Consider the following 19,114-nt stretch of genomic DNA (forward strand, 5'->3'; position numbering starts at 1 on the left):
ACGGCGGGGCATACCCTATGCCCATGAGTCTTTCTGAGCAGCACGCGCAGTCCCTGTCGGCGGAAACCCTGGTAGTCGCCGCCGGCCGGCCACCCCGGGAACGGGACCAGCCGGTTAATCCGCCTATCGTGCTGTCCTCCACCTATTTCGGCACAGGGCAGCTGGCCGACGGGGAACGCGGCTACGGCCGGTACGCCAACCCGAGCTGGGAGCCGTTCGAGGAAGCCCTGGGCCAGCTGGAAGGCGCCGCGCTGCCCGGCCTGCTCTATGCCTCGGGACTCGCAGCCGTCAGCTCCGCGCTGACGCTGATCCCGGCAGGGGGAGTCCTGGTAATGCCGGAGCACAGCTATGCCGGCTCGCTGGTGATGGCTTCCGAAATGGCTGAAAAGGGATTCCTGGAGCTGCGCACCGTTGACATCGCGGACACCGATGCCGTGCGCGGGCAACTTGCGCCCGCCGGTGGACGGCCCGCCACCATGCTGTGGCTGGAAAGCCCCACCAACCCGATGCTTGGCATCGCGGACATCCAGGCACTCACCGAAGCAGCCCACGACGTCGGCGCCATAGTGGTCACGGACAACACCTTCTCCACGCCGTTGGTGCAGCAACCGCTGAAACTGGGTTCCGACGTCGTACTCCATTCGGTGACCAAGTATCTGGCCGGACATTCCGACGTCGTCCTGGGCGCCCTGGTGACGTCGAATCCGGATATCCGCGCGGCGCTGCTGCATCACCGGATCATCCATGGCGCCATCGCCGGACCTTTTGAGGCCTGGCTCGCACTGCGGGGGCTCCGCACCCTGGCGTTGCGGGTTGAGCGGTCACAAGCGTCGGCCGCGGTCCTGGCGGAGCGGCTCAGCGGACATCCGCTGGTAGAAGCGATCCGGTTCCCGGGCTTGCCGGCGGATCCGGGGCATAAGCGTGCCGCCACGCAGATGAAGGGTTTCGGTTCCATCGTGTGCATCCAGGTGGCACCCACCGCAGGCCTGGGTGGTGCTGCAGCCGCGGACCGGCTGGTCGAGGGTTTGAAGCTGTGGTTGCCCGCTACGTCGCTGGGCGGAGTTGAGTCGCTGATTGAACGGCGGCGCCGGCACGTGGCCGAGCCTCTCAGTGTCCCTGAAAACCTGGTCCGGCTCAGCGTCGGGATCGAAAACGTCGAGGACCTTTGGGCGGACCTGGAACAGGCTTTTGCCGCCCTGGGCAGCTAGTCTGGACAGGTGGACGGAACTATGATGATTTTTTATGTCGAGCGGGCCATCTTTTTTGTGCTTGCGATCGTCGCCTTGGGCCTTGAAATCTGGGCACTTTCCGATTGTGTCCGGCGCAAGGCCTCCGCCTTCGAGGCCATGGGCAAAAAGACCAAGGGCTTCTGGCTGGCACTCACCGGCGGCGCCACCATGATCGGCCTGATCTCCCTGTCCGCGAGCGGCGGCCTGTTTGGCACGCTGGGCCTGTTTGGACTCGCCGCCGTGGTGGCAGCCTCGGTGTACCTTGCGGACGTCCGCCCTGCAGTCCGCGACGCCGGCCGGGGCGGGAACCGCAACACCGGACCGTACGGCGGCTGGTAGGAACCTAGCGCCGGGCAGCCGGCAGGGGCTCTACTGCCTTCCACGCTACCGTCAGTTCCCCCAGGCGCCAGCGGGAGACGCCGTCGTACACCGGCCACCCGCCGTCGCGCAGTGCCCTGCACATGGCCGTCCAGCGCTGGCGGTTGCCGAACCCCGCCAACGGCGCCGCTTCCAGCCAGGCGCGGTCCATCGCCTGCAGCAGCCGGTGAACCGGCTCGCCCGGCACGTTGCGGTGGATGAGGGCTTTGGGCAGCCGTTCAGCCACCTCGGAGGGCAGCTCAAAACTCCCGAATCGCATGGACATGCTCAGGCTTAGCGGTCCCTCCCGGTCAAGGGCAATCCAGCTGACCCGCCGGCCGATCTCATCACAAGTGCCGTCGATGAACAGGCCGTCTCCGGACAGCCGGTCCTGGACAATACGCCACACCGCCAGAACGTCCTTCTCCTCGTATTGGCGCAGTACGTTGAAAGCGCGCACCACCACGGGATTCCCTGCCACCGGAAGCTCAAAACCGCCGGAATGGAAGCTGAGGCCCGGCTGCTCCAGCGGCAGGGCAGCGCGCACCCGCTCAGGCTCAATCTCGATCCCGCACACCCGCACGTCCGGCCGGATGACCCTCAATCGCAGGAAAAGTTCGACGGCGGTGGCCGGCGTTGCGCCGTAGCCCAGGTCCACTACGAGAGGGTCAGCCGCGCCGCGCAGGCGCCACGCCTGGGTTCCGGTAAGCCAGCGGTCCACGCGGCGCATCCGGTTCGGGTTGGTGGTTCCGCGGGTGACGTTGCCGATGGGCTTACCGGCAGTGCCGTTCCTGCCTGGCTTTCGCGCGGAGGCCACCCGCTCAGCTTTCTGCACCACCCGCCAAGACTAGCGGGCTCAATGACTGCAATGTAATGCGCGCTGTAACGCCCGGCAAGGGATGTTTCCGCTCCGCTAGGATGAAATTCATGACTTACAAGCTGATTCTGCTGCGCCACGGCCACAGCGAATGGAACGCCAAAAACCTGTTCACCGGCTGGGTGGACGTTGACCTGAATGACCAAGGACGCACCGAGGCCGTCCGCGGCGGCGAGCTGCTGGTTGAGCACGATGTGCTCCCGGACATCCTGTACACATCCCGCCTGAAGCGTGCCATCAACACGGCCAACCTGGCACTGGAAAGGGCAGATCGCGGCTGGATCGACGTCAAGCGCGACTGGCGCCTCAATGAGCGCCACTACGGTGCACTGCAGGGCAAGGACAAGGCCCAGACCCTTGCTGAGTACGGCGAGGAACAGTTCATGGAATGGCGCCGCTCCTACGACACCCCGCCGCCGCCGCTCGCGGACGATTCCGAGTTCTCCCAGGTGGGCGACCCCCGCTACCAGGACATCGGAGACGGCGCGGTTCCCCGCACCGAATGCCTCAAAGACGTCCTGGTCCGGCTGCTGCCGTACTGGGAGTCGGACATCAAGGAAGACCTCAAGGCCGGCAAGACCGTGCTGGTCACGGCGCACGGCAACTCACTGCGTGCCCTGGTCAAGCACCTTGACGGCATCAGCGACGACGCCATCGCCGCCTTGAATATCCCCACGGGCATTCCCCTGGTTTACGATCTGGATGAAAACTTCCAGCCGATCAAGGCCGGCGGCACCTACCTGGATCCGGATGCCGCTGAGGCAGCCATCATGGCAGTGGCAAATCAGGGTAAAAAATAGGGCTCCGCGTGTTCTTCGGCCGGGTGCTGCTCCTTCGTCGCTTTGACGCACCCCGGACGAAGAACATGCTACGCATTTGGAATAACCGTTAAATGATGCCGGCCGGTCACCTCGCACAAGGTGACCGGCCGGCGGCGTACTTTATTCAGGGGAAACTAGACCACTTCGCCGTTCGGGTGCCAGTCGCCGGTAACCAGGTAGGTGACCTTCTGGGCGACTGAAACGCCGTGGTCGGCGAAACGCTCGAAGTAGCGGCTGGCGAGGGCAACGTCCACGGTGGTGGCCGGTGTTTCCTTCCAGTCGCTGCTGGCGATGGCCTGGAACACGCTGGCGTGCAGGTCGTTGACCTTGGCGTTGGCCTTGAGGATCTCGCGCGCTACGTCAAGGTTGCGCGTTTCCAGCAGTTCGGTCACCTTGGCCGCGATGAGGCTGTCCTGTTCGGCAAAGTTCTTGAACGTTTCGGTCATCGGGGCGGGGATGACGTTGGCGGGGTAGCGCAGCCGCGCGAGCTGGGCAAGGTGCCGGGCGAGGTCGCCCATGCGCTCGAGGGAGGCGCTCATGCGGAGTGAGCCGACGATCATACGGAGGTCGCTGGCTACCGGACCCTGCAGGGCCAGGATGTCGATGGCGCGTTCATCGAGGCTGTTCTGCAGGAAGTCGATGCGGGCGTCCGCTGCAATGACATCCTGGGCAAGATCGACGTCTGCTGTTTCAAAGGACGTTGTTGCATTGTCAATCGCCGCACTGACGAGTTTTGAAATTTCGATCAGGTCCTCGCCCACCTGGGCGAGCTCTTTCTGAAAAACCTTACGCACGTAGGCGTCCTTTCCTTGGAAACCCGCGGCGGTCGCCGGATTTCATCTTGCCGGTCGGCAGTCCAACTCCTGACTCTCTCAGTCCAGGGTGAACTGTTCGGCACTGCAAGATGAACGTTAGCTGAACCGGGGCACCATTGGCGAAGTATCGGCAGATTGGTTGATTCGGACAGCATAAGCTGGTGCCGTGGACCCCATGCTCATTGCCGTCGTCGCTGGCCTCATTGGCCTGTCTTTGGGGATTTTCGGCGTGCTTGCGTTCCGACTCAGCGAACGCCAGCGCCAGCTGGTGGACATCGACTTCGAAGAGCCCATCCTGCCAACAGGTTCCGCAGAAGTCCTGGCCGTCGTAGGACGGGCCTTTGTTGTAGTGGATGCTATCGACGGTGTGGTCCGCGCCAGCCCTGCCGCGTATGCCTATGGCTTGGTCCGTGGACACACTGTGGTGCACCGCGAGCTGCTGGACATGACCGCGGGCGTCCGCCGGGATGGCGTCATCCTTGAGAAGGAACTGGAGCTCCCGCGCGGTCCGCTTGGTCAGGGCACAATCATCGTCCAGGTCCGCGCAGCCATGCTTGGTGAGGAATACATCGTCCTGCTGGCGGATGACCGCACTGAGATTACCCGCACCGAGCAGATCCGCAATGACTTCGTGGCCAACGTTTCCCATGAACTAAAAACACCTGTGGGCGCAATTTCCCTGCTGGCCGAAGCGCTTGAGTCCTCAGCGGACGACGAAGAAGCCGTGCGCCGCTTCACCAAACGCATGCACAAGGAATCAGCCCGCCTTGCGGCGTTGGTCCAGGACATCATCGAACTCTCCCGGCTCCAAGGCGCCGGGCTGGCGCAGCAGAGCCAACCTGTGGACATCAATGCGATCATCAGCGAGGCCGTAGACCGTTCGCAGCTGCCGGCCGAAAGCAAAAACATCACGATCGTTATTGGTGGGAGAGTCGAGGCCAGGGTGTACGGCGACCCCGATCTGCTGGTCACCGCGCTTCGGAACCTGATCGACAACGCCATCCAATACTCCCCGGAAAATACCACTGTAGGAATCGGGGTGCGGGCCAAGGACGGTTTGATCTCCGTGTCGGTGACGGACCAGGGCGCCGGGCTCAAACCGGAGGACCAGGAACGGGTATTTGAGCGTTTCTACCGGGTGGACACCGCAAGGTCCCGGCATACCGGCGGCACGGGCCTTGGGCTCAGCATCGTCAAACATGTCGCGTCCAACCACGGCGGCGAGGTGACCGTCTGGTCCCAGCCCGGCCAAGGTTCAACGTTCACGCTTCGACTTCCGGAGATGGAGGGGCAGGAGCAACAACAGCCCGCTCCCCGGTCAGGGCACCGCGGTGCCGATCATCGAACTGACGTCCATGGCGTCCACGAGCAAGGAGCTAGCGCTTGAGCAGGATTCTCATAGTTGAGGACGAGGAATCGTTCAGTGATCCACTGTCCTATCTGCTGGGCAAGGAGGGTTTCGAAGTTGAGGTGGTGGACAACGGCCTCGATGCCATTACCGAGTTCGACCGCAACGGTGCCGACCTTGTGCTCCTGGACCTCCAGCTTCCCGGCCAGTCCGGCACCGAGGTCTGCCGCCAGTTGCGCCAGCGGTCCACGGTTCCAGTCATCATGCTCACTGCCAAGGATTCCGAAATAGACAAGGTTGTGGGCCTGGAACTCGGCGCTGACGACTATGTCACCAAACCGTACTCATCCCGCGAGCTGGTGGCACGGGTGCGTGCCGTACTGCGCCGCCAGGGTGAACCGGAAGAGCTGGTCGCCTCCACGGTGCAGGCCGGTCCCGTCCGGATGGACATTGAACGGCATGTGGTCAGCGTAGGCGGAGAGCACGTGTCCCTGCCCCTGAAGGAATTCGAGCTGCTGGAAATGCTGCTGCGCAATTCCGGCAGGGTCCTGACCCGGGGGCAGCTGATCGACAGGGTGTGGGGTTCTGACTATGTCGGCGACACCAAAACCCTGGATGTCCACGTGAAGCGGCTCCGCAGCAAGATCGAGCCGGACCCGTCCCTGCCGCGGTATCTGGTGACCGTCCGCGGCCTCGGGTACAAGTTCGAGCCCTAGGCCAGTGGCTGCCCGGTTTCGGGGGCAGCTGCCAAGTCCACGTAAAAGAGGAGGAGTTCCGAGTTGGAACTCCTCCTCTTTTAGGTTCAGTTACAGGTCCCGGACGGCGGTACCGCCCTAGTGGCCGCCGGCTGCGCCTTCAGTGGCGTGCGGTTCAGCCGATTCAGTGGTGGATGCGGTAGGAGATGCGGATTCGCTAGGGGTGCTGCCCTCCGGCAGGTAGGCCGCGTACTCGGGCAGTGTCCCGTCAAGAACGGGAACCTTGACGGTCTGCTCCATGTTTGTGGCGCTTTCGAGGATGGTGACGTCCAGCAGGGAGCCGGGGATGTCACCGGTGGTGCTCAGGATCGCTTCATCCGACGATTCGTTCAGGAGGGTGTTGGACTTAGCCTTCACCGGAATCTGGGTTTCGGAACCCTTGGCACCGCGGATGGTGAGGTTCACGTCCTGCGAGGACGAGTTGAAAACAGCACCGATGACGCGTCCGGGGTTATCTTCTCCGTTGGAGATGACCATGATGTTGCGCAGTTGCAGCGGGCCGAGGTCAGCGGCGATGCCGTCTGAGGCGGAGTACTGGTGATTGGTCTGCTGCGGGTTGATATAACCGCAGCCGGTCACGGACAGGAGGCTGATGCCAAGAGCGGCTGTTGCCATGGCAACCTTGCTGCGCCGGGCCCGGGTCATCGCAGTGAAACGCACGTCACGTACTCCTTGAGAGTCTTGGAACATTATTCAGCCATAGCCTATCCGCAAACGGGCACAATCGAGGATTCGGTGCGGTCATACGACCCTTGGCACGGAGTGCCGTATGCACTATTATCTGCGTTCGTCAAGGGGTTCGAGGGGGTCGATCCTCCGCTATTTCCGCGTATTTTCGGGGATCTTCGGCCTATCCCAGGCCAGTCGTATGCCTGAATCGTGATAAACTGGTCTGCGGGAAAGGGGATATGTCCACATGGTATTTGAGGTCGGCGAGACAGTAGTTTACCCTCACCACGGTGCTGCGAAAATTGAAGAAATCAAGATGCGCACCATCAAGGGCGAAGAGAAGATGTATCTCAAGCTCAAAGTGGCCCAGGGTGATCTGACCATTGAAGTTCCAGCAGAAAACGTTGACCTTGTTGGGGTACGTGACGTGGTGGGCAAGGAAGGCCTGGAGCACGTTTTTGACGTCCTCCGTGCCGAGTTCACTGAAGAGCCCACCAACTGGTCACGCCGGTACAAGGCGAACCTTGAAAAGCTTGCCTCCGGTGATGTCATCAAGGTAGCGGAAGTAGTCCGCGACTTGTGGCGACGTGATCACGATCGAGGCCTCTCCGCAGGTGAGAAGCGGATGTTGGCCAAGGCCCGGCAGATTCTGATTTCAGAACTGGCTTTGGCTGAAAAGACTGACGAGGAAGCGGCGGCAAACGTCCTCGACGAGGTTTTGGCCTCCTAAGAATTGAACCCCGGCTGCGCCTAGCGCAGCCGGGTTTCTTTTTCCCAACTGCTTTCTCACCAGTTTGGATGCGGCAGTGGGGGTCCGGCGTCGTAGGCTTGGGCGCATGAGTATTGACACCCCGCGGAGCACTGACACGCCGCGGACCGCCGAGAATCCGCACCCGGTCATGGCCGCCATTGTGGTGGCCGCAGGATCCGGTGAGCGCCTGGGCTACGGCATCCCCAAGGCACGCGTGCCGCTGGGTGAGGTCAGCATCCTCACCCATGCCCTCCGCGGGGTCGCTGCGGCCGGGATTGTCCGGCAGATCTGCGTGGCCGTGCCTGCCGGAGACGGGGCGCTGGTCACGATCTGCGAAACTTTCGCCGATGAACTACGCAGCGAATCGGACCAGCCGGACGGCACGCTGTCCAACCCGCTGGTCACAGTCGTCGACGGCGGCGCAAGCCGCCCGGAGTCCGTGCGTTCGGCACTGGCCGCCGTCCTCGAGGGCACCGATGCAGTCCTGGTCCACGACGCAGCCCGGGCGTTGACTCCGGAAAACGTCTTCAAGCGTGTTGCGGATGCCCTTGCCGCCGGGGCCACGGCAGTGATTCCCGCGGTACCCGTCGTAGACACCATCAAAACAGTCACCGCTGCCTCCGGCGCCGGAGATGCCGCCGTCGCACCTGAAATTGTCACCGGTACCGCTGTCCGTGAGGAGCTCCGGGCCGTCCAGACACCGCAGGGCTTTGCCCTGAAGACGCTCCAGCGCGCCCATGAATCCGCGGCACTCCTCGATAACGCCCAGGCCGCCGCCATCACCGACGACGCCATGCTGGTGGAATCCATTGGCGAACCGGTCTATGTGGTGCGCGGTTCCACCCAGTCCTTGAAGATCACCACGCCACTGGACCTCATCATTGCCGAGGGCCTGCTTGAGGGTCCGCTGGGCGTGCGTTGGGTGGAAGGCTAGAGATGAATGCCAGTCCCATGATCCTGCCCCGCACCGGCATCGGCGTTGATGTCCACGCCTTCGCGCCCCAGGACCAGCCGCGTGCGCTGTGGCTGGGCGGACTGTTCTGGGAGGGCGAACGCGGCCTGGCCGGTCATTCCGACGCCGACCCCGTGGCCCATGCTGCCGCCGACGCACTGTTCTCAGCCTGCGGGATCGGCGATCTTGGCGTCCACTTCGGCACGGACAGGCCTGAGTTCGCCGGGGCATCGGGAGCTACCCTCCTGGCCGAGGCCGCCCGGATCGTCCGCGCCGCCGGATTCGAGATCGGCAACATCGCTGTGCAGTTCGTGGGCAACCGGCCCAAGTTCGGGCCGCGCCGCGAAGAATCCCAAAGGGTGCTCAGTGAAGCGGCGGGAGCGCCGGTCAGTGTCAGCGCCACCACCAGCGACGGGCTGGGCTTCGCCGGCCGCGGAGAAGGAATTGGCGCCATAGCCACCGCGCTGGTTTACCCGGCGGGACCCTCCTGACGGCCACAGCAGCCCTGGCGGCCCGTCCGCACCGCATCGGCTAATCTGGAGCGGTGACCCTGCGCTTCTATGACACAGCATCCGCCGAAGTCCGTGACTTCGTTCCCCTCATCCCGGGTAAAGCGAGCCTGTATTACTGCGGCGCCACGGTGCAGGGCATGCCGCATGTGGGCCACATCCGCTCGGCGGTCGCCTTCGACCAGCTGACCCGCTGGCTGACCTACCGGGGCCACCGGGTCACGGTGGTCCGCAATGTCACGGATATTGATGACAAGATCCTGGCAAAATCGGCCCAGTCCTTTGAGCCGGACTTCAACGTTCCGGGCGAAGTCCCGGCGGAAGAATGGTGGGCACTGGCCTACCGCTATGAGCAGGAATTCCTGAACGCCTACGACACCCTCGGTGTTTCCCGGCCCACCTACGAGCCCCGTGCCACCGGCCACATCCCGGAGATGCACGCCCTGATCCAGCTGCTGATCGACCGTGGCCATGCCTACCCGGCACTGGACGATTCCGGCGATGTTTACTTCGACGTACAGTCCTGGCACAAGTACGGTTCCCTGACCCGCCAGAACATCGATGACATGCAGGCCGCACCGGACGTCGAACCCGAGTTCAGCAACAGGAAAAAGGATCCGCGCGACTTCGCGCTGTGGAAGGGCTACAAAGAGGGAGAGCCGACGACGGCGCGCTGGGAATCGCCGTGGGGCGCCGGCCGTCCGGGCTGGCATCTTGAATGCTCCGCCATGGTCACCAAGTATCTGGGCACCGAATTCGATATCCACGGCGGAGGACTGGACCTGCGCTTCCCGCACCACGAAAACGAAATGGCCCAGTCGCAGGCGGCCGGCCACGGCTTTGCCAACTTCTGGATGCACAACGGCATGGTCACCTACCAGGGTGAAAAAATGTCCAAGTCGATTGGCAACACCATCAGCCCGGCCGAGATGCTCAAACTGGCTTCTCCCCGGGTGGTCCGCTACTACCTGGGCCAGGCGCACTACCGCTCTGTGTTGGATTACCAGCCGACGTCGTTGCAGGAGGCCGGTGCCGCCGTCGAACGCATTGACGGTTTCCTGGCGAAAGCGTCGGCGCGATTGGGCACTGACTTCGGATTTGTTGCAGGGCAGGACAGTGTGATGACGGAAGCCCTGCAAGCTTTCGGGGACGCCATGGACGAGGATCTGAATGTCCCGCGCGCACTTGCCGCCCTTCACGAGACGGTACGGACCGGAAACAGCGCTTTGGCCTCCGGGGATGACAAGGCGGCAGGCAGCGCGAGGGCCGCAGTTGCCATCATGACTGACATCCTGGGTCTGAACTCCGTCGCGACTGCAGCTGCCGGGACCAGCCAGGCGATGTCCGCACTCGACGTCCTGGTGGAAGCACAGCTCGAGGCCCGCGCCACGGCGCGTGCCGCCAAGGACTGGGCGGCTTCGGACGCCATCCGGGACACCTTGAAGGCTGCGGGAGTCGTCGTCGAGGACGGCCCGGACGGTGCCACGTGGAGCCTGCAGCGGGACTGACCCGCCCGCCGGTCGCGCCCATGTAAAAAGCCCGGATCCTCGATTTAACTTGAGTCAGTAGACTGGTATGCAGACTCAGTCAAACAATCAAGGGTGGAATTCTCATGGCCAACAATGGTCGCCGATCGATTAAAGCAAAGAAGGGCCCCACGGTCGGAACCGGTGGCCACGGCCGCAAGGCACTCGAAGGCAAGGGCCCCACGCCCAAGGCCGAGGACCGGCCGTACCACAAGGCCCACAAGAACAAGCAGCTGGCAGAGCGTTCCGCTGCCAAGCGTTCCCCGGGTGCCCGCAGCGCCGGCGCCGCACGAACAGGTCCCAAGGGCCGTGCCACCGAGGAAGTCGTCACCGGCCGCAACTCTGTGGTGGAAGCCCTGCGGGCCGGTATCCCGGCCAAGGCCCTGCACATTGCCATCCGCATCGAAATGGACGACCGCGTCAAGGAATCCCTCAAGATTGCCGCCGAGCGTGGCATTCCCCTGATGGAGACGGGCAAACCGGAGCTCGACCGGATGACCGACGATGCCATCCACCAGGGCCTGGTCCTGCAGATCCCGCCGTACGAGTACCAGGACGCGTACGATCTCGCCGAACAGACCGTGGAGAAGTGGAAAAAGGGCTACATCGCCAACGCTCCGATCTTCGTGGCACTTGACGGCATCACGGATCCCCGAAATCTCGGTGCAATCATCCGTTCCGTCTCCGCATTCAGCGGGCACGGCGTGATCGTCCCCGAACGCCGCTCCGTCGGCGTCACGGCCTCAGCCTGGAAGACCAGTGCCGGTGCAGCAGTCCGGGTGCCCGTGGCCCGGGCCTCCAACCTGAACAACGCCCTCAAGCAGTTCAAGCACATGGGCATCTACGTCCTGGGCCTGGACGGCGACGGCGATGTTTCGCTGCCCGACCTCGCGCTGGCAAGCGAACCCGTCTGCATCGTGGTTGGCTCCGAGGGCAAGGGCCTCAGCCGCCTGGTCCGCGAAAACTGCGACCAGATCGTCTCCATCCCGATCGACTCCGCCATGGAATCGCTCAACGCCTCCATGGCCGTGGGCATCTCCCTCTACGAAGTCTCACGTCAGCGCGCCGCTAAATAGGCCCGGCACCCGGCACTAGAACTCGCGGCGGTTGGCAAGGACGGGGAGGGTTTCGCGGGCTGACTTCACGACTCCGGAGTCCAGGTCCGCGAACACCAGGCCGGGGGCGCCGTCGAGCTCTTCCAGGACTTCACCGAAGGGGGATACGGCCGCGGAATGCCCTACCCCGGTGGGAGCCCCGTTTTTAGTCGTAATGCCCTGGATTGCCGGGTCGCCCTGCCCGCAGGCGAGGACGTAGGTGGTGGAATCCAGTGCCCGGGCGCGGGACAGCAGCCGCCACTGATCCACCTTGCCGGGGCCGGCACCCCAGGAGGCGCACACGATGTTTACGTCCGCACCCTGCAGTGCGGTGGTGGTGAACAGGTCGGGGAAGCGGATGTCGTAGCAGGTAGCGAGTCCGAAGGTGAGGCCGCCGACGTCGAAAGTCACCGGTTCCGTTCCCGCCACCACTGTGTCCGATTCGAGGAATCCGAACGCGTCAAAAAGGTGGATTTTGTCGTAGTGCGCCTCGACGCCGGGGCCGGTGGCGAGGAGCGTGTTCCGGACCTTGGTGGGAGAACCGCCGGCAGGCCCAGCGGAATCGGCAGCTGCGCCCGGTGTGAACATGCCCGCCACGATCACCACGTCCAGCGAAGCGGCAAGCTCCCGGACGCTGGAAGCCCAAGGCCCGGTCAGCGGCTCGGCGATGTCCGTCAGCGAATTGCCGAAAGCACGCATGCTGGCCTCCGGAAACACCACCAGTTCGGCGCCCCCGGCTTTGGCGCGGCCCGCAAAGTCCCGCAGCAGGGCTAGATTCTCCGAGGTATCCCGGCCGGAAATGATCTGGGCAAGGGCAACCCGCATTTAGTACCTCCACGTCGTGTGATTTCCTCAAGTATGCATGGGATCCCGCGGTCGGGGGCAGGACGTCACATATCCAAGGAATATACGGAGAAACCGGAGATTCAGGCGGGGCGGCTAATATTTGACTAATGGTTATGCCCCTCTTAGAGACAGCTTCCACCATGGACGCCTCCAAAGCCCTGCCGCTGGGTGTCAGCGTCCCGCGCTCGGGGATCCCCGCGTTGGACGATCCCCGGCATGCCTGCGTCAACGTGGCTGTGTACGCTCCGGGGGTGGACCGGCTGGAGGTTGTGTACAAAGCGCCCGGCGGGGAATGGCAGACCAAGAAGCTCCCGAACGTCACCAACGGCGTGCACCACGGCGTTGTTGAGGGTTTCCCGGTAGGCACCCGGTACGGCTTCCGCCCCACTTCCAGGGAAGCGACGCTGCCGCTGTCCTTTCCTACCGCAAATCTTGACGACGGCGGCGGGCAGCCATTGCTGCTGGACCCATATGGCCGAGCGGTGGATGAGCAGGAAGGCTTCCTGACCAGTGTCAGAATGGCCAGCGACTTTGACTGGGGCGGCGATGAACGGCCACGCCTGCACTGGCGGAACACCATCATCTATGAGGCCCATGTCCGCGGCCAGAGCATGCTGCACCCGGATGTGCCCGAGGAACTCCGCGGCACGTATGCGGGAATGGCGCACCCGGCCATTATTGAACATCTCAAGTGCCTGGGCATCACCTCCGTGCAGTTGCTGCCGGTCCACTTCCATCTGGACGAGCCGCACCTGCAGAATCTGGGGCTCACCAACTACTGGGGCTACAACACGGCAGCGTTCTTCGCCCCGCACGGTGCCTACGCCACCAAGGCTGCCCGCGATGCAGGTCCGCAGGCGATTCAGGACGAGTTCAAGGGCATGGTCAAACTGCTCCATGCCGCCGGCCTCGAAGTCATCTTGGACGTGGTGTACAACCACACGGCAGAAGGCGGACCCGACGGCGGGACGTTGAGTTTCCGCGGGCTCGGCGAGGACAAGTATTACCGCACCGACGGCAAGGGAAAATACCTGGACACCACTGGTTGCGGCAACAGCATGAACTTTGGCGAACCCCGCGTGGTGCAGTTGGTCCTGGACTCGCTGCGCTACTGGGTGGACGAATTCCACATCGATGGTTTCCGGTTCGACCTTGCCGTCACGCTGTGCCGGAATGCGGCCAATGAGTTCGATCCCAGGCATCCGTTCCTGGTGGCCATCGCGGCGGACCCCGTGCTCTCGGACGTTAAGCTCATCGCAGAGCCATGGGACGTGGGCTATGGCGGCTGGCAGACCGGCCAGTTCCCGCCAGGCTGGGTGGACTGGAACGACCACTTCCGCGACGCCCTGCGAACTTTCTGGGTCGCTGACCGCGGCGCCATTGATGCCGGCGGCCACGGCACTTCAGTGGCCCGGCTGGCGGATGCGCTGTCCGGCTCGGCAGGCCTGTTCGAAGGATCGGGGCGTTCCAGGCTGGCCTCTGTCAACCTGATTACCGCCCACGATGGCTTCACCCTCGCGGACCTCACTGCATATGACCGTAAGCACAATGAGGCCAACGGCGAGCAGAACCGGGACGGACACGGGGACAACAAAAGCTATAACCACGGTCTTGAAGGCCGCAGCGAGGACGAGAACGTCCTTGCCAAGCGCGCCAGAACCCGGCGCAACCTGATGGCGTCGCTGATGATCTCGCTGGGTGTGCCCATGATCACAGCCGGCGATGAACTGGCCCGCACCCAGCAGGGCAACAACAACGCCTACTGCCAGGACAACGCCATCACCTGGCTGGACTGGACGCCGACCACCGAGTCCCAGGCGATGCTGCGCAACACCAAGCGGTTCATCCGGCTCCGCAAGGAATTCCTGGCCGGCCAGCCGCATGACTACCCCCTGCGCGACGAACAGTCCTACATGTACTGGTATGGCCCTGACGGCAAGCCGATGTCATCGGGGCAGTGGAACGATTCGCGCCACCGCCTGGTCCAGTTGCTGCTGGGGGCGGAAAACGGCATGGTGGGGGGCCTGGTGGTGATCAACGGCGGGCCTGAGGACGCCAAGATCACCTTGCCTGAGGTATTGAATGACGCTGGCGACGCCGAACGTACCTTTGAACTGCGGCTCACCACGGCGGACAGCCACGAACGGCGCCAGGGCACCACAGTCCAGGCCGGGGGCACAGATCTGGTGGAGGCCCACTCCATCAACATCTACCGCACCTAGGATGTGCCGGGTCAGGACGTTGGTTGCGTCCGGGCGGTGAGCATCTGCAGGTAGTGCGGATTGTGCATGATGCCCAGGATGTTGCCGAAGGGGTCGACCACCGATGCGGTCGTGAAACCAGCCTCACGAGCGGTTACCGGTTCGTATTCGGAGGCGCCCATCGCGCGCAATTTCTTGATGGTGGCGTCGAGATCATCGACGTGCCAGAACATCACTGCACCGCCTGGGGTGTTGGCCGCTCCTCCAGGGGCATAGCGGCGGTCGATGAGTCCCAATTCATCCTCGTCGTCCCCAACTCTGAACTCAAGGTAGGCCGGTATCGCCGGCGGTGAGGGGAAGGCATAGTACGGTTCTGTGCCTAGCAGTTCGGTATACCAGTTTCTGGCGGCGACCAGGTCGTCGGCGTAAAAGCTGACGGTGGCAAATCCTCGAAACATTGCTGTGCTCCTGTCTAAGGGGGTGTTCCTTTGCTTGTCATTCCCATCATGCGTACCTAAAGTGTTCAACAAGTGAGCACTTTTCCCGGGGGATGTGGCAAGTATGCGGGCGGATCGACTGGTGGCCACCCTCTTACTCATGCAGGCTCGCGGTCGTGTGACCGCCGCTGAGTTGGCAATGGAGCTAGAGGTGTCGTTAGCTACCGCCCGTCGCGACCTCGATGCGCTTTCTACGGCTGGGGTCCCGGTCTACCCTCAGCCCGGACGGGGCGGCGGATGGTCGCTCGTAGGAGGCGCCCGTACGGACCTCTCCGGTCTCACCGCAACTGAGGTGAAGGCTCTGTTTCTGCTCGCTGGTCCAGCCGCGTCCACGGCGCCTGCGGTCCGCTCGGCGCTGCGCAAGCTCGTGCAAGCTCTGCCGAACACCTTCCGGGAAGATGCCCGGGCGGCCGCCGATGCCGTCGTGGTGGACCCCACACCCTGGGGAGAACGTGAGCGTGAACGCCCCGAACTGGTCGACATTCTTCAGGACGCAGTTATTCGCCGACGAAAGGTCTCGCTGGAGTACGAGGACCGCGGAGGGCAACTGAGTCAACGCCTTATTGACCCGTGGGGGTTGGTTGACAAGGATGACGTTTGGTATCTCGTCGCTGGCACCGATAAAGGACAGCGCACCTTCCGCATCAATCGGATAACCGGGGCAGCCCTGACCGAGATTCCCGCTGAACGGCCCGCCGACTTCGAGTTATCACCGGAATGGAGCCGGATCGTTGACGAGGTGGAACAGCGTCGCGCGCTCCTCTGGGCGACCGTGCTCATTCCCGCAGATCGGCTGGCAGTACTACGATCTCAGTTCGGCCGTCACTGCGAAACGTTGGAAACCGGCGACGACGGGCGCGTCCGCGTTCGCATCGCCGCACCGATGGCCCTGTCGATCGCCGAGATAATAGCGGGCTGGGGTTCAACCGTCGAGGTGCTGGAACCCGACTCTGTCAAGGTCCAACTCGCCCGCCTGGGGTCCGAACTTGTAGAGCAATACGCACCGAGATGAAAACGTCAGGCGTTAACGATCAGCCCCAGTTCCGCCTTCGAAGCCAGTGCCGAATGACGGGGCAAGACCCGCACCGTGTAGCCGAACGAACCAGAACGGTCGATCAGCACTGAGCCGGTGAACAGGTGCCGGCCATTGCCCAGGTCCTCAAGCGGCTTCAGCTCCAGGAGCGTGATGTCGCTCAATTCATCGCTGTCCCCGGCGCGGCCGAATGCCACCTCCACTGAGACGTCCTCGGTGGAAAGTGAATGCAGCCCAACGTAGGCATTAACGTGCAGGGTGTCGCCGATCTGCGGATCTTCGGAAACGCCGAGTGAATCCACGTGCTCCACGTGGACGTGCGGCCAGGCTTCACGGACCTTGGTGGTCCAGGACGCGAGGTTGCGTGCCTGTTCGAAGTCGTTGGCGACGGCTTTTCTGCCGGCAGTGGCCGCGGGGCGGTACAGGGTGTTCACGTAATCCTGGAGCATGCGGTCCGCGGACACGGCGGGGCCGAGGTGGGCCAGCGTGTGCTTGATCATTGAGACCCAGTGTGTGGGGACCTTCTCGGCTCCGGCTTCGGACGGACCTGCCGCGCCAGCGGCGCCGCTGACGGTGGTGCCGTAGAACCGCGGAGCCACCTGGGTCTCGAGGAGTTCGTACAGCGCTGCCGCCTCGATGTCGTCCCGTTCATCCGGGGACGCGTCATTGTTGGCCGTGGGAATCGCCCAGCCGTTCTCGCCGTCGTACATTTCGTCCCACCAGCCATCCAGGACGGAGAGGTTGAGGGAGCCGTTGAGGGCAGCCTTCATGCCGGACGTGCCGCATGCCTCCAGGGGACGCAGCGGATTGTTCAGCCAGACGTCGCAGCCGGGGAACAGGGTCCTGGCCATGGCGATGTCGTAGTTGGGCAGGAACGCGATCCGGTGGCGTACCTCGGGATCGTCCGTGAAGCGGACCAGTTCCTGGATCATTTTTTTGCCGGCGTCGTCGGCGGGGTGTGACTTGCCGGCGACGACCAGCTGGATGGGATGCGTGGGGTGCAGGAGCAGCGCGCGCAGCCGGTCCGGCTCGCGGAGCATCAGGGTGAGGCGCTTGTAGGTAGGAACGCGCCGGGCAAAGCCGATGGTGAGCACGTTGGGGTCAAGCACGTTGTCCGTCCACGCAAGTTCAGCATCGGCAGCGCCGCGCTTCTTCCAGGCAGCCCGGAGCCGGCGTCGGACATCTTCCACCAGGGCGGTACGCATCTCCTTCCGGACCTGCCACACATCCTGGTCACTGACGTTGTAGGCGAGGTCCCAACGGCCGTGGGCCTCGGCTTCGCCGCCAAACTGCTGGCGTGCGAGCTCGGAGATCCGGCTGTCCACCCAGGTGGGGACATGGACCCCGTTGGTGACGGAAGTGATGGGAACCTCGGACTGGTCGAAGCCCGGCCAGAGAGCCGAGAACATGCCACGGGAGACCACGCCGTGGAGCTTGGCCACGCCGTTGGCCCGCTGGGCGAGGCGCAGGCCCATCACCGCCATGTTGAAGACGGACGGGTTGCCGCCGTCGAAGTTTTCGCGGCCCAGGCCCAGGATCCGGTCAACGGGTACGGCAGGAGCCAGCCCCGCCTGGAAGAAGTGCTGGATCTGTGCGATCTCGAAGCGGTCGATCCCCGCCGGTACGGGAGTATGCGTGGTGAAGACCGTGGATGCACGTCCGGCTGTCAGCGCTTCATCGAAGCCAAGGGCCTGGTCTCCGGCCATCAATTCCTGGATGCGTTCAATGCCCAGGAATCCGGCGTGGCCCTCATTGGTGTGGAAGACCTCCGGAGCGGGACAACCGGTCAGGCGTTGGTAGACACGCAGTGCCTTCACTCCGCCCATTCCGAGCAGGAGCTCCTGTTGCAGCCGGTGGTCACCGCCGCCGCCATACAGGCGGTCGGTGACGCTGCGGGCGGCGTCATCGTTACCCGGGACGTTGGAATCCAGCAGAAGCAAGGGAACACGTCCGACGTCGGCACACCAGATCCGTGCCAGCAGCCGGCGTCCGTTGGGCAGCGGCAGCGAGATCTGGATGGCAGGACCGTTGCCGTCATCTGACGGTTCGCGAAGCAGGGTCAGAGGCAGGCCGTCCGGGTCCAGGACAGGGTAGGTTTCCTGCTGCCAGGCATCACGTGACAGCGACTGCTTGAAGTAGCCGGCCTGGTACAGCAGCCCCACGCCGATCAGCGGGACGCCCAGGTCCGAGGCCGCCTTGAGGTGGTCGCCGGCCAGAATCCCGAGGCCGCCAGAGTACTGAGGCAGGACCTCGGTGATGCCGAACTCCGGAGAAAAATAAGCGATCGACGCCGGTGCGTCCGCTCCCAGCCCCTGGTACCAGCGTGGCTCCTCGAGGTAGCGGTCCAGGTCCTGGGCGGCGGCCTGGACCTTGGCCACGACCTCCGGATCGCCGGCCAGCCGATGGAGGTCCTCGCGGCTTACGAGGCCCAGGAAAGTCACCGGGTCGTGCTCCGATTCGGCCCAGACCCTGGGGTTGAGCCCTGCAAAGAGTTCGCGCGTGGGCCGGTGCCACGACCAGCGCAGGTTGGTGGCCAACCTGGCGAGCGGCCGGATGGACTCGGGGAGGACGGTGCGGACGGTAAACCTGCGGATAGCCTTCACCTGCGTCACACTAACGGACAAGGTGGCCGGCAGGAACAGGATTGGGTTTCTTCTAAGTAAATGGTTTCCATCCAGTAATAGCCGGGTACTCTTCGTTTTTACCCCCCTTGTACACCACTGCGGTCAGCCCATGCGACGTAAAGGAAAAAAGACAGACGACTTAGCAATCTCCCGTTTTTGTCGCTAACGTCGAGGTGTGACGACTAACGGAGTACATTTACGCCCGGAGAA

General features: G+C 63.7%; 18 protein-coding genes. 12 read left to right on the forward strand and 6 right to left on the reverse strand.

Features of this window, described 5'->3' with window-relative positions:
- The first annotated feature begins 23 nt into the window (after positions 1 to 23).
- Positions 24 to 1,208, forward strand: coding sequence for a trans-sulfuration enzyme family protein (locus tag ACWA13_RS04470; RefSeq protein WP_463936965.1), 1,185 nt, complete (start codon positions 24 to 26; stop codon positions 1,206 to 1,208).
- Positions 1,209 to 1,217: 9 nt separating this feature from the next.
- Positions 1,218 to 1,568 carry a DUF2516 family protein gene (locus tag ACWA13_RS04475; protein ID WP_463936966.1) on the forward strand — a complete coding sequence of 117 codons (351 nt, stop codon included), beginning with the start codon at positions 1,218 to 1,220 and terminating at the stop codon, positions 1,566 to 1,568.
- A gap of 4 nt (positions 1,569 to 1,572) precedes the next feature.
- Here ACWA13_RS04475 and ACWA13_RS04480 read toward each other — a convergent pair whose 3' ends face one another.
- Entirely contained in the window at positions 1,573 to 2,424 is an 852-nt protein-coding gene (locus tag ACWA13_RS04480; RefSeq protein ID WP_463936967.1) for a class I SAM-dependent methyltransferase, read from the reverse strand.
- A gap of 89 nt (positions 2,425 to 2,513) precedes the next feature.
- Between ACWA13_RS04480 and ACWA13_RS04485 the strand changes: the two genes are divergently transcribed.
- Positions 2,514 to 3,263: a phosphoglyceromutase gene (locus ACWA13_RS04485; RefSeq protein ID WP_463936968.1), complete on the forward strand. Its 750-nt coding sequence runs from the start codon at positions 2,514 to 2,516 to the stop codon at positions 3,261 to 3,263.
- 155 nt (positions 3,264 to 3,418) lie between these two features.
- Here the strand turns inward: ACWA13_RS04485 and phoU are convergent, their stop codons facing one another.
- On the reverse strand, positions 3,419 to 4,078 hold the full coding sequence (gene phoU, locus ACWA13_RS04490; RefSeq protein ID WP_463936969.1) for a phosphate signaling complex protein PhoU: 660 nt from the start codon (positions 4,076 to 4,078) through the stop codon (positions 3,419 to 3,421).
- 196 nt (positions 4,079 to 4,274) lie between these two features.
- On the opposite strand from phoU, the gene ACWA13_RS04495 reads away from it, so the two are divergent.
- A complete protein-coding gene (locus tag ACWA13_RS04495; RefSeq protein ID WP_463937824.1) occupies positions 4,275 to 5,486 on the forward strand; it encodes a sensor histidine kinase in 1,212 nt (403 codons plus the stop codon).
- Entirely contained in the window at positions 5,483 to 6,163 is a 681-nt protein-coding gene (locus ACWA13_RS04500) for a response regulator (protein WP_463936970.1), read from the forward strand. Before ACWA13_RS04495 ends, ACWA13_RS04500 begins: the two co-directional genes overlap by 4 nt.
- Positions 6,164 to 6,280: 117 nt before the next feature.
- On the opposite strand, the gene ACWA13_RS04505 is transcribed toward ACWA13_RS04500, so the two are convergent.
- On the reverse strand, positions 6,281 to 6,847 hold the full coding sequence (locus ACWA13_RS04505; RefSeq protein ID WP_463937825.1) for a hypothetical protein: 567 nt from the start codon (positions 6,845 to 6,847) through the stop codon (positions 6,281 to 6,283).
- Positions 6,848 to 7,118: 271 nt separating this feature from the next.
- Between ACWA13_RS04505 and ACWA13_RS04510 the strand changes: the two genes are divergently transcribed.
- From ACWA13_RS04510 to rlmB, 5 genes are all read left to right on the forward strand, one after another.
- Positions 7,119 to 7,601 (forward strand): CarD family transcriptional regulator, encoded by a 483-nt coding sequence (locus ACWA13_RS04510; RefSeq protein ID WP_330188312.1) that lies wholly within the window; start codon positions 7,119 to 7,121, stop codon positions 7,599 to 7,601.
- Between the two features lie 106 nt (positions 7,602 to 7,707).
- Positions 7,708 to 8,556 (forward strand): 2-C-methyl-D-erythritol 4-phosphate cytidylyltransferase, encoded by an 849-nt coding sequence (ispD, locus tag ACWA13_RS04515; RefSeq protein WP_463936971.1) that lies wholly within the window; start codon positions 7,708 to 7,710, stop codon positions 8,554 to 8,556.
- A gap of 2 nt (positions 8,557 to 8,558) precedes the next feature.
- Positions 8,559 to 9,065, forward strand: coding sequence for a 2-C-methyl-D-erythritol 2,4-cyclodiphosphate synthase (ispF, locus tag ACWA13_RS04520; RefSeq protein WP_463936972.1), 507 nt, complete (start codon positions 8,559 to 8,561; stop codon positions 9,063 to 9,065).
- A 53-nt stretch (positions 9,066 to 9,118) separates the two neighbouring features.
- Entirely contained in the window at positions 9,119 to 10,591 is a 1,473-nt protein-coding gene (gene cysS / locus ACWA13_RS04525; protein WP_463936973.1) for a cysteine--tRNA ligase, read from the forward strand.
- 104 nt (positions 10,592 to 10,695) lie between these two features.
- Positions 10,696 to 11,685 (forward strand): 23S rRNA (guanosine(2251)-2'-O)-methyltransferase RlmB, encoded by a 990-nt coding sequence (rlmB, locus tag ACWA13_RS04530; RefSeq protein WP_463936974.1) that lies wholly within the window; start codon positions 10,696 to 10,698, stop codon positions 11,683 to 11,685.
- Between the two features lie 15 nt (positions 11,686 to 11,700).
- On the opposite strand, the gene ACWA13_RS04535 is transcribed toward rlmB, so the two are convergent.
- On the reverse strand, positions 11,701 to 12,528 hold the full coding sequence (locus tag ACWA13_RS04535; RefSeq protein WP_463936975.1) for a carbon-nitrogen hydrolase family protein: 828 nt from the start codon (positions 12,526 to 12,528) through the stop codon (positions 11,701 to 11,703).
- A 128-nt stretch (positions 12,529 to 12,656) separates the two neighbouring features.
- Here ACWA13_RS04535 and glgX point away from each other — a divergent pair, with 128 nt between their 5' ends.
- Positions 12,657 to 14,771: a glycogen debranching protein GlgX gene (gene glgX, locus ACWA13_RS04540; protein WP_463936976.1), complete on the forward strand. Its 2,115-nt coding sequence runs from the start codon at positions 12,657 to 12,659 to the stop codon at positions 14,769 to 14,771.
- A gap of 11 nt (positions 14,772 to 14,782) precedes the next feature.
- Here the strand turns inward: glgX and ACWA13_RS04545 are convergent, their stop codons facing one another.
- The gene (locus tag ACWA13_RS04545; protein ID WP_463936977.1) at positions 14,783 to 15,208 is read right to left on the reverse strand and encodes a VOC family protein; all 426 of its coding nucleotides are present in this window, start codon (positions 15,206 to 15,208) and stop codon (positions 14,783 to 14,785) included.
- A 139-nt stretch (positions 15,209 to 15,347) separates the two neighbouring features.
- Between ACWA13_RS04545 and ACWA13_RS04550 the strand changes: the two genes are divergently transcribed.
- Positions 15,348 to 16,259, forward strand: a complete 912-nt coding sequence (locus ACWA13_RS04550; RefSeq protein ID WP_463937826.1) for a helix-turn-helix transcriptional regulator — start codon at positions 15,348 to 15,350, stop codon at positions 16,257 to 16,259.
- Positions 16,260 to 16,264: 5 nt separating this feature from the next.
- Here the strand turns inward: ACWA13_RS04550 and glgP are convergent, their stop codons facing one another.
- Positions 16,265 to 18,883: an alpha-glucan family phosphorylase gene (gene glgP / locus ACWA13_RS04555; protein ID WP_463936978.1), complete on the reverse strand. Its 2,619-nt coding sequence runs from the start codon at positions 18,881 to 18,883 to the stop codon at positions 16,265 to 16,267.
- Between the last annotated feature and the right edge of the window lie 231 nt (positions 18,884 to 19,114).

Source organism: Pseudarthrobacter sp. TRD_SC_9, from assembly GCF_055361265.1.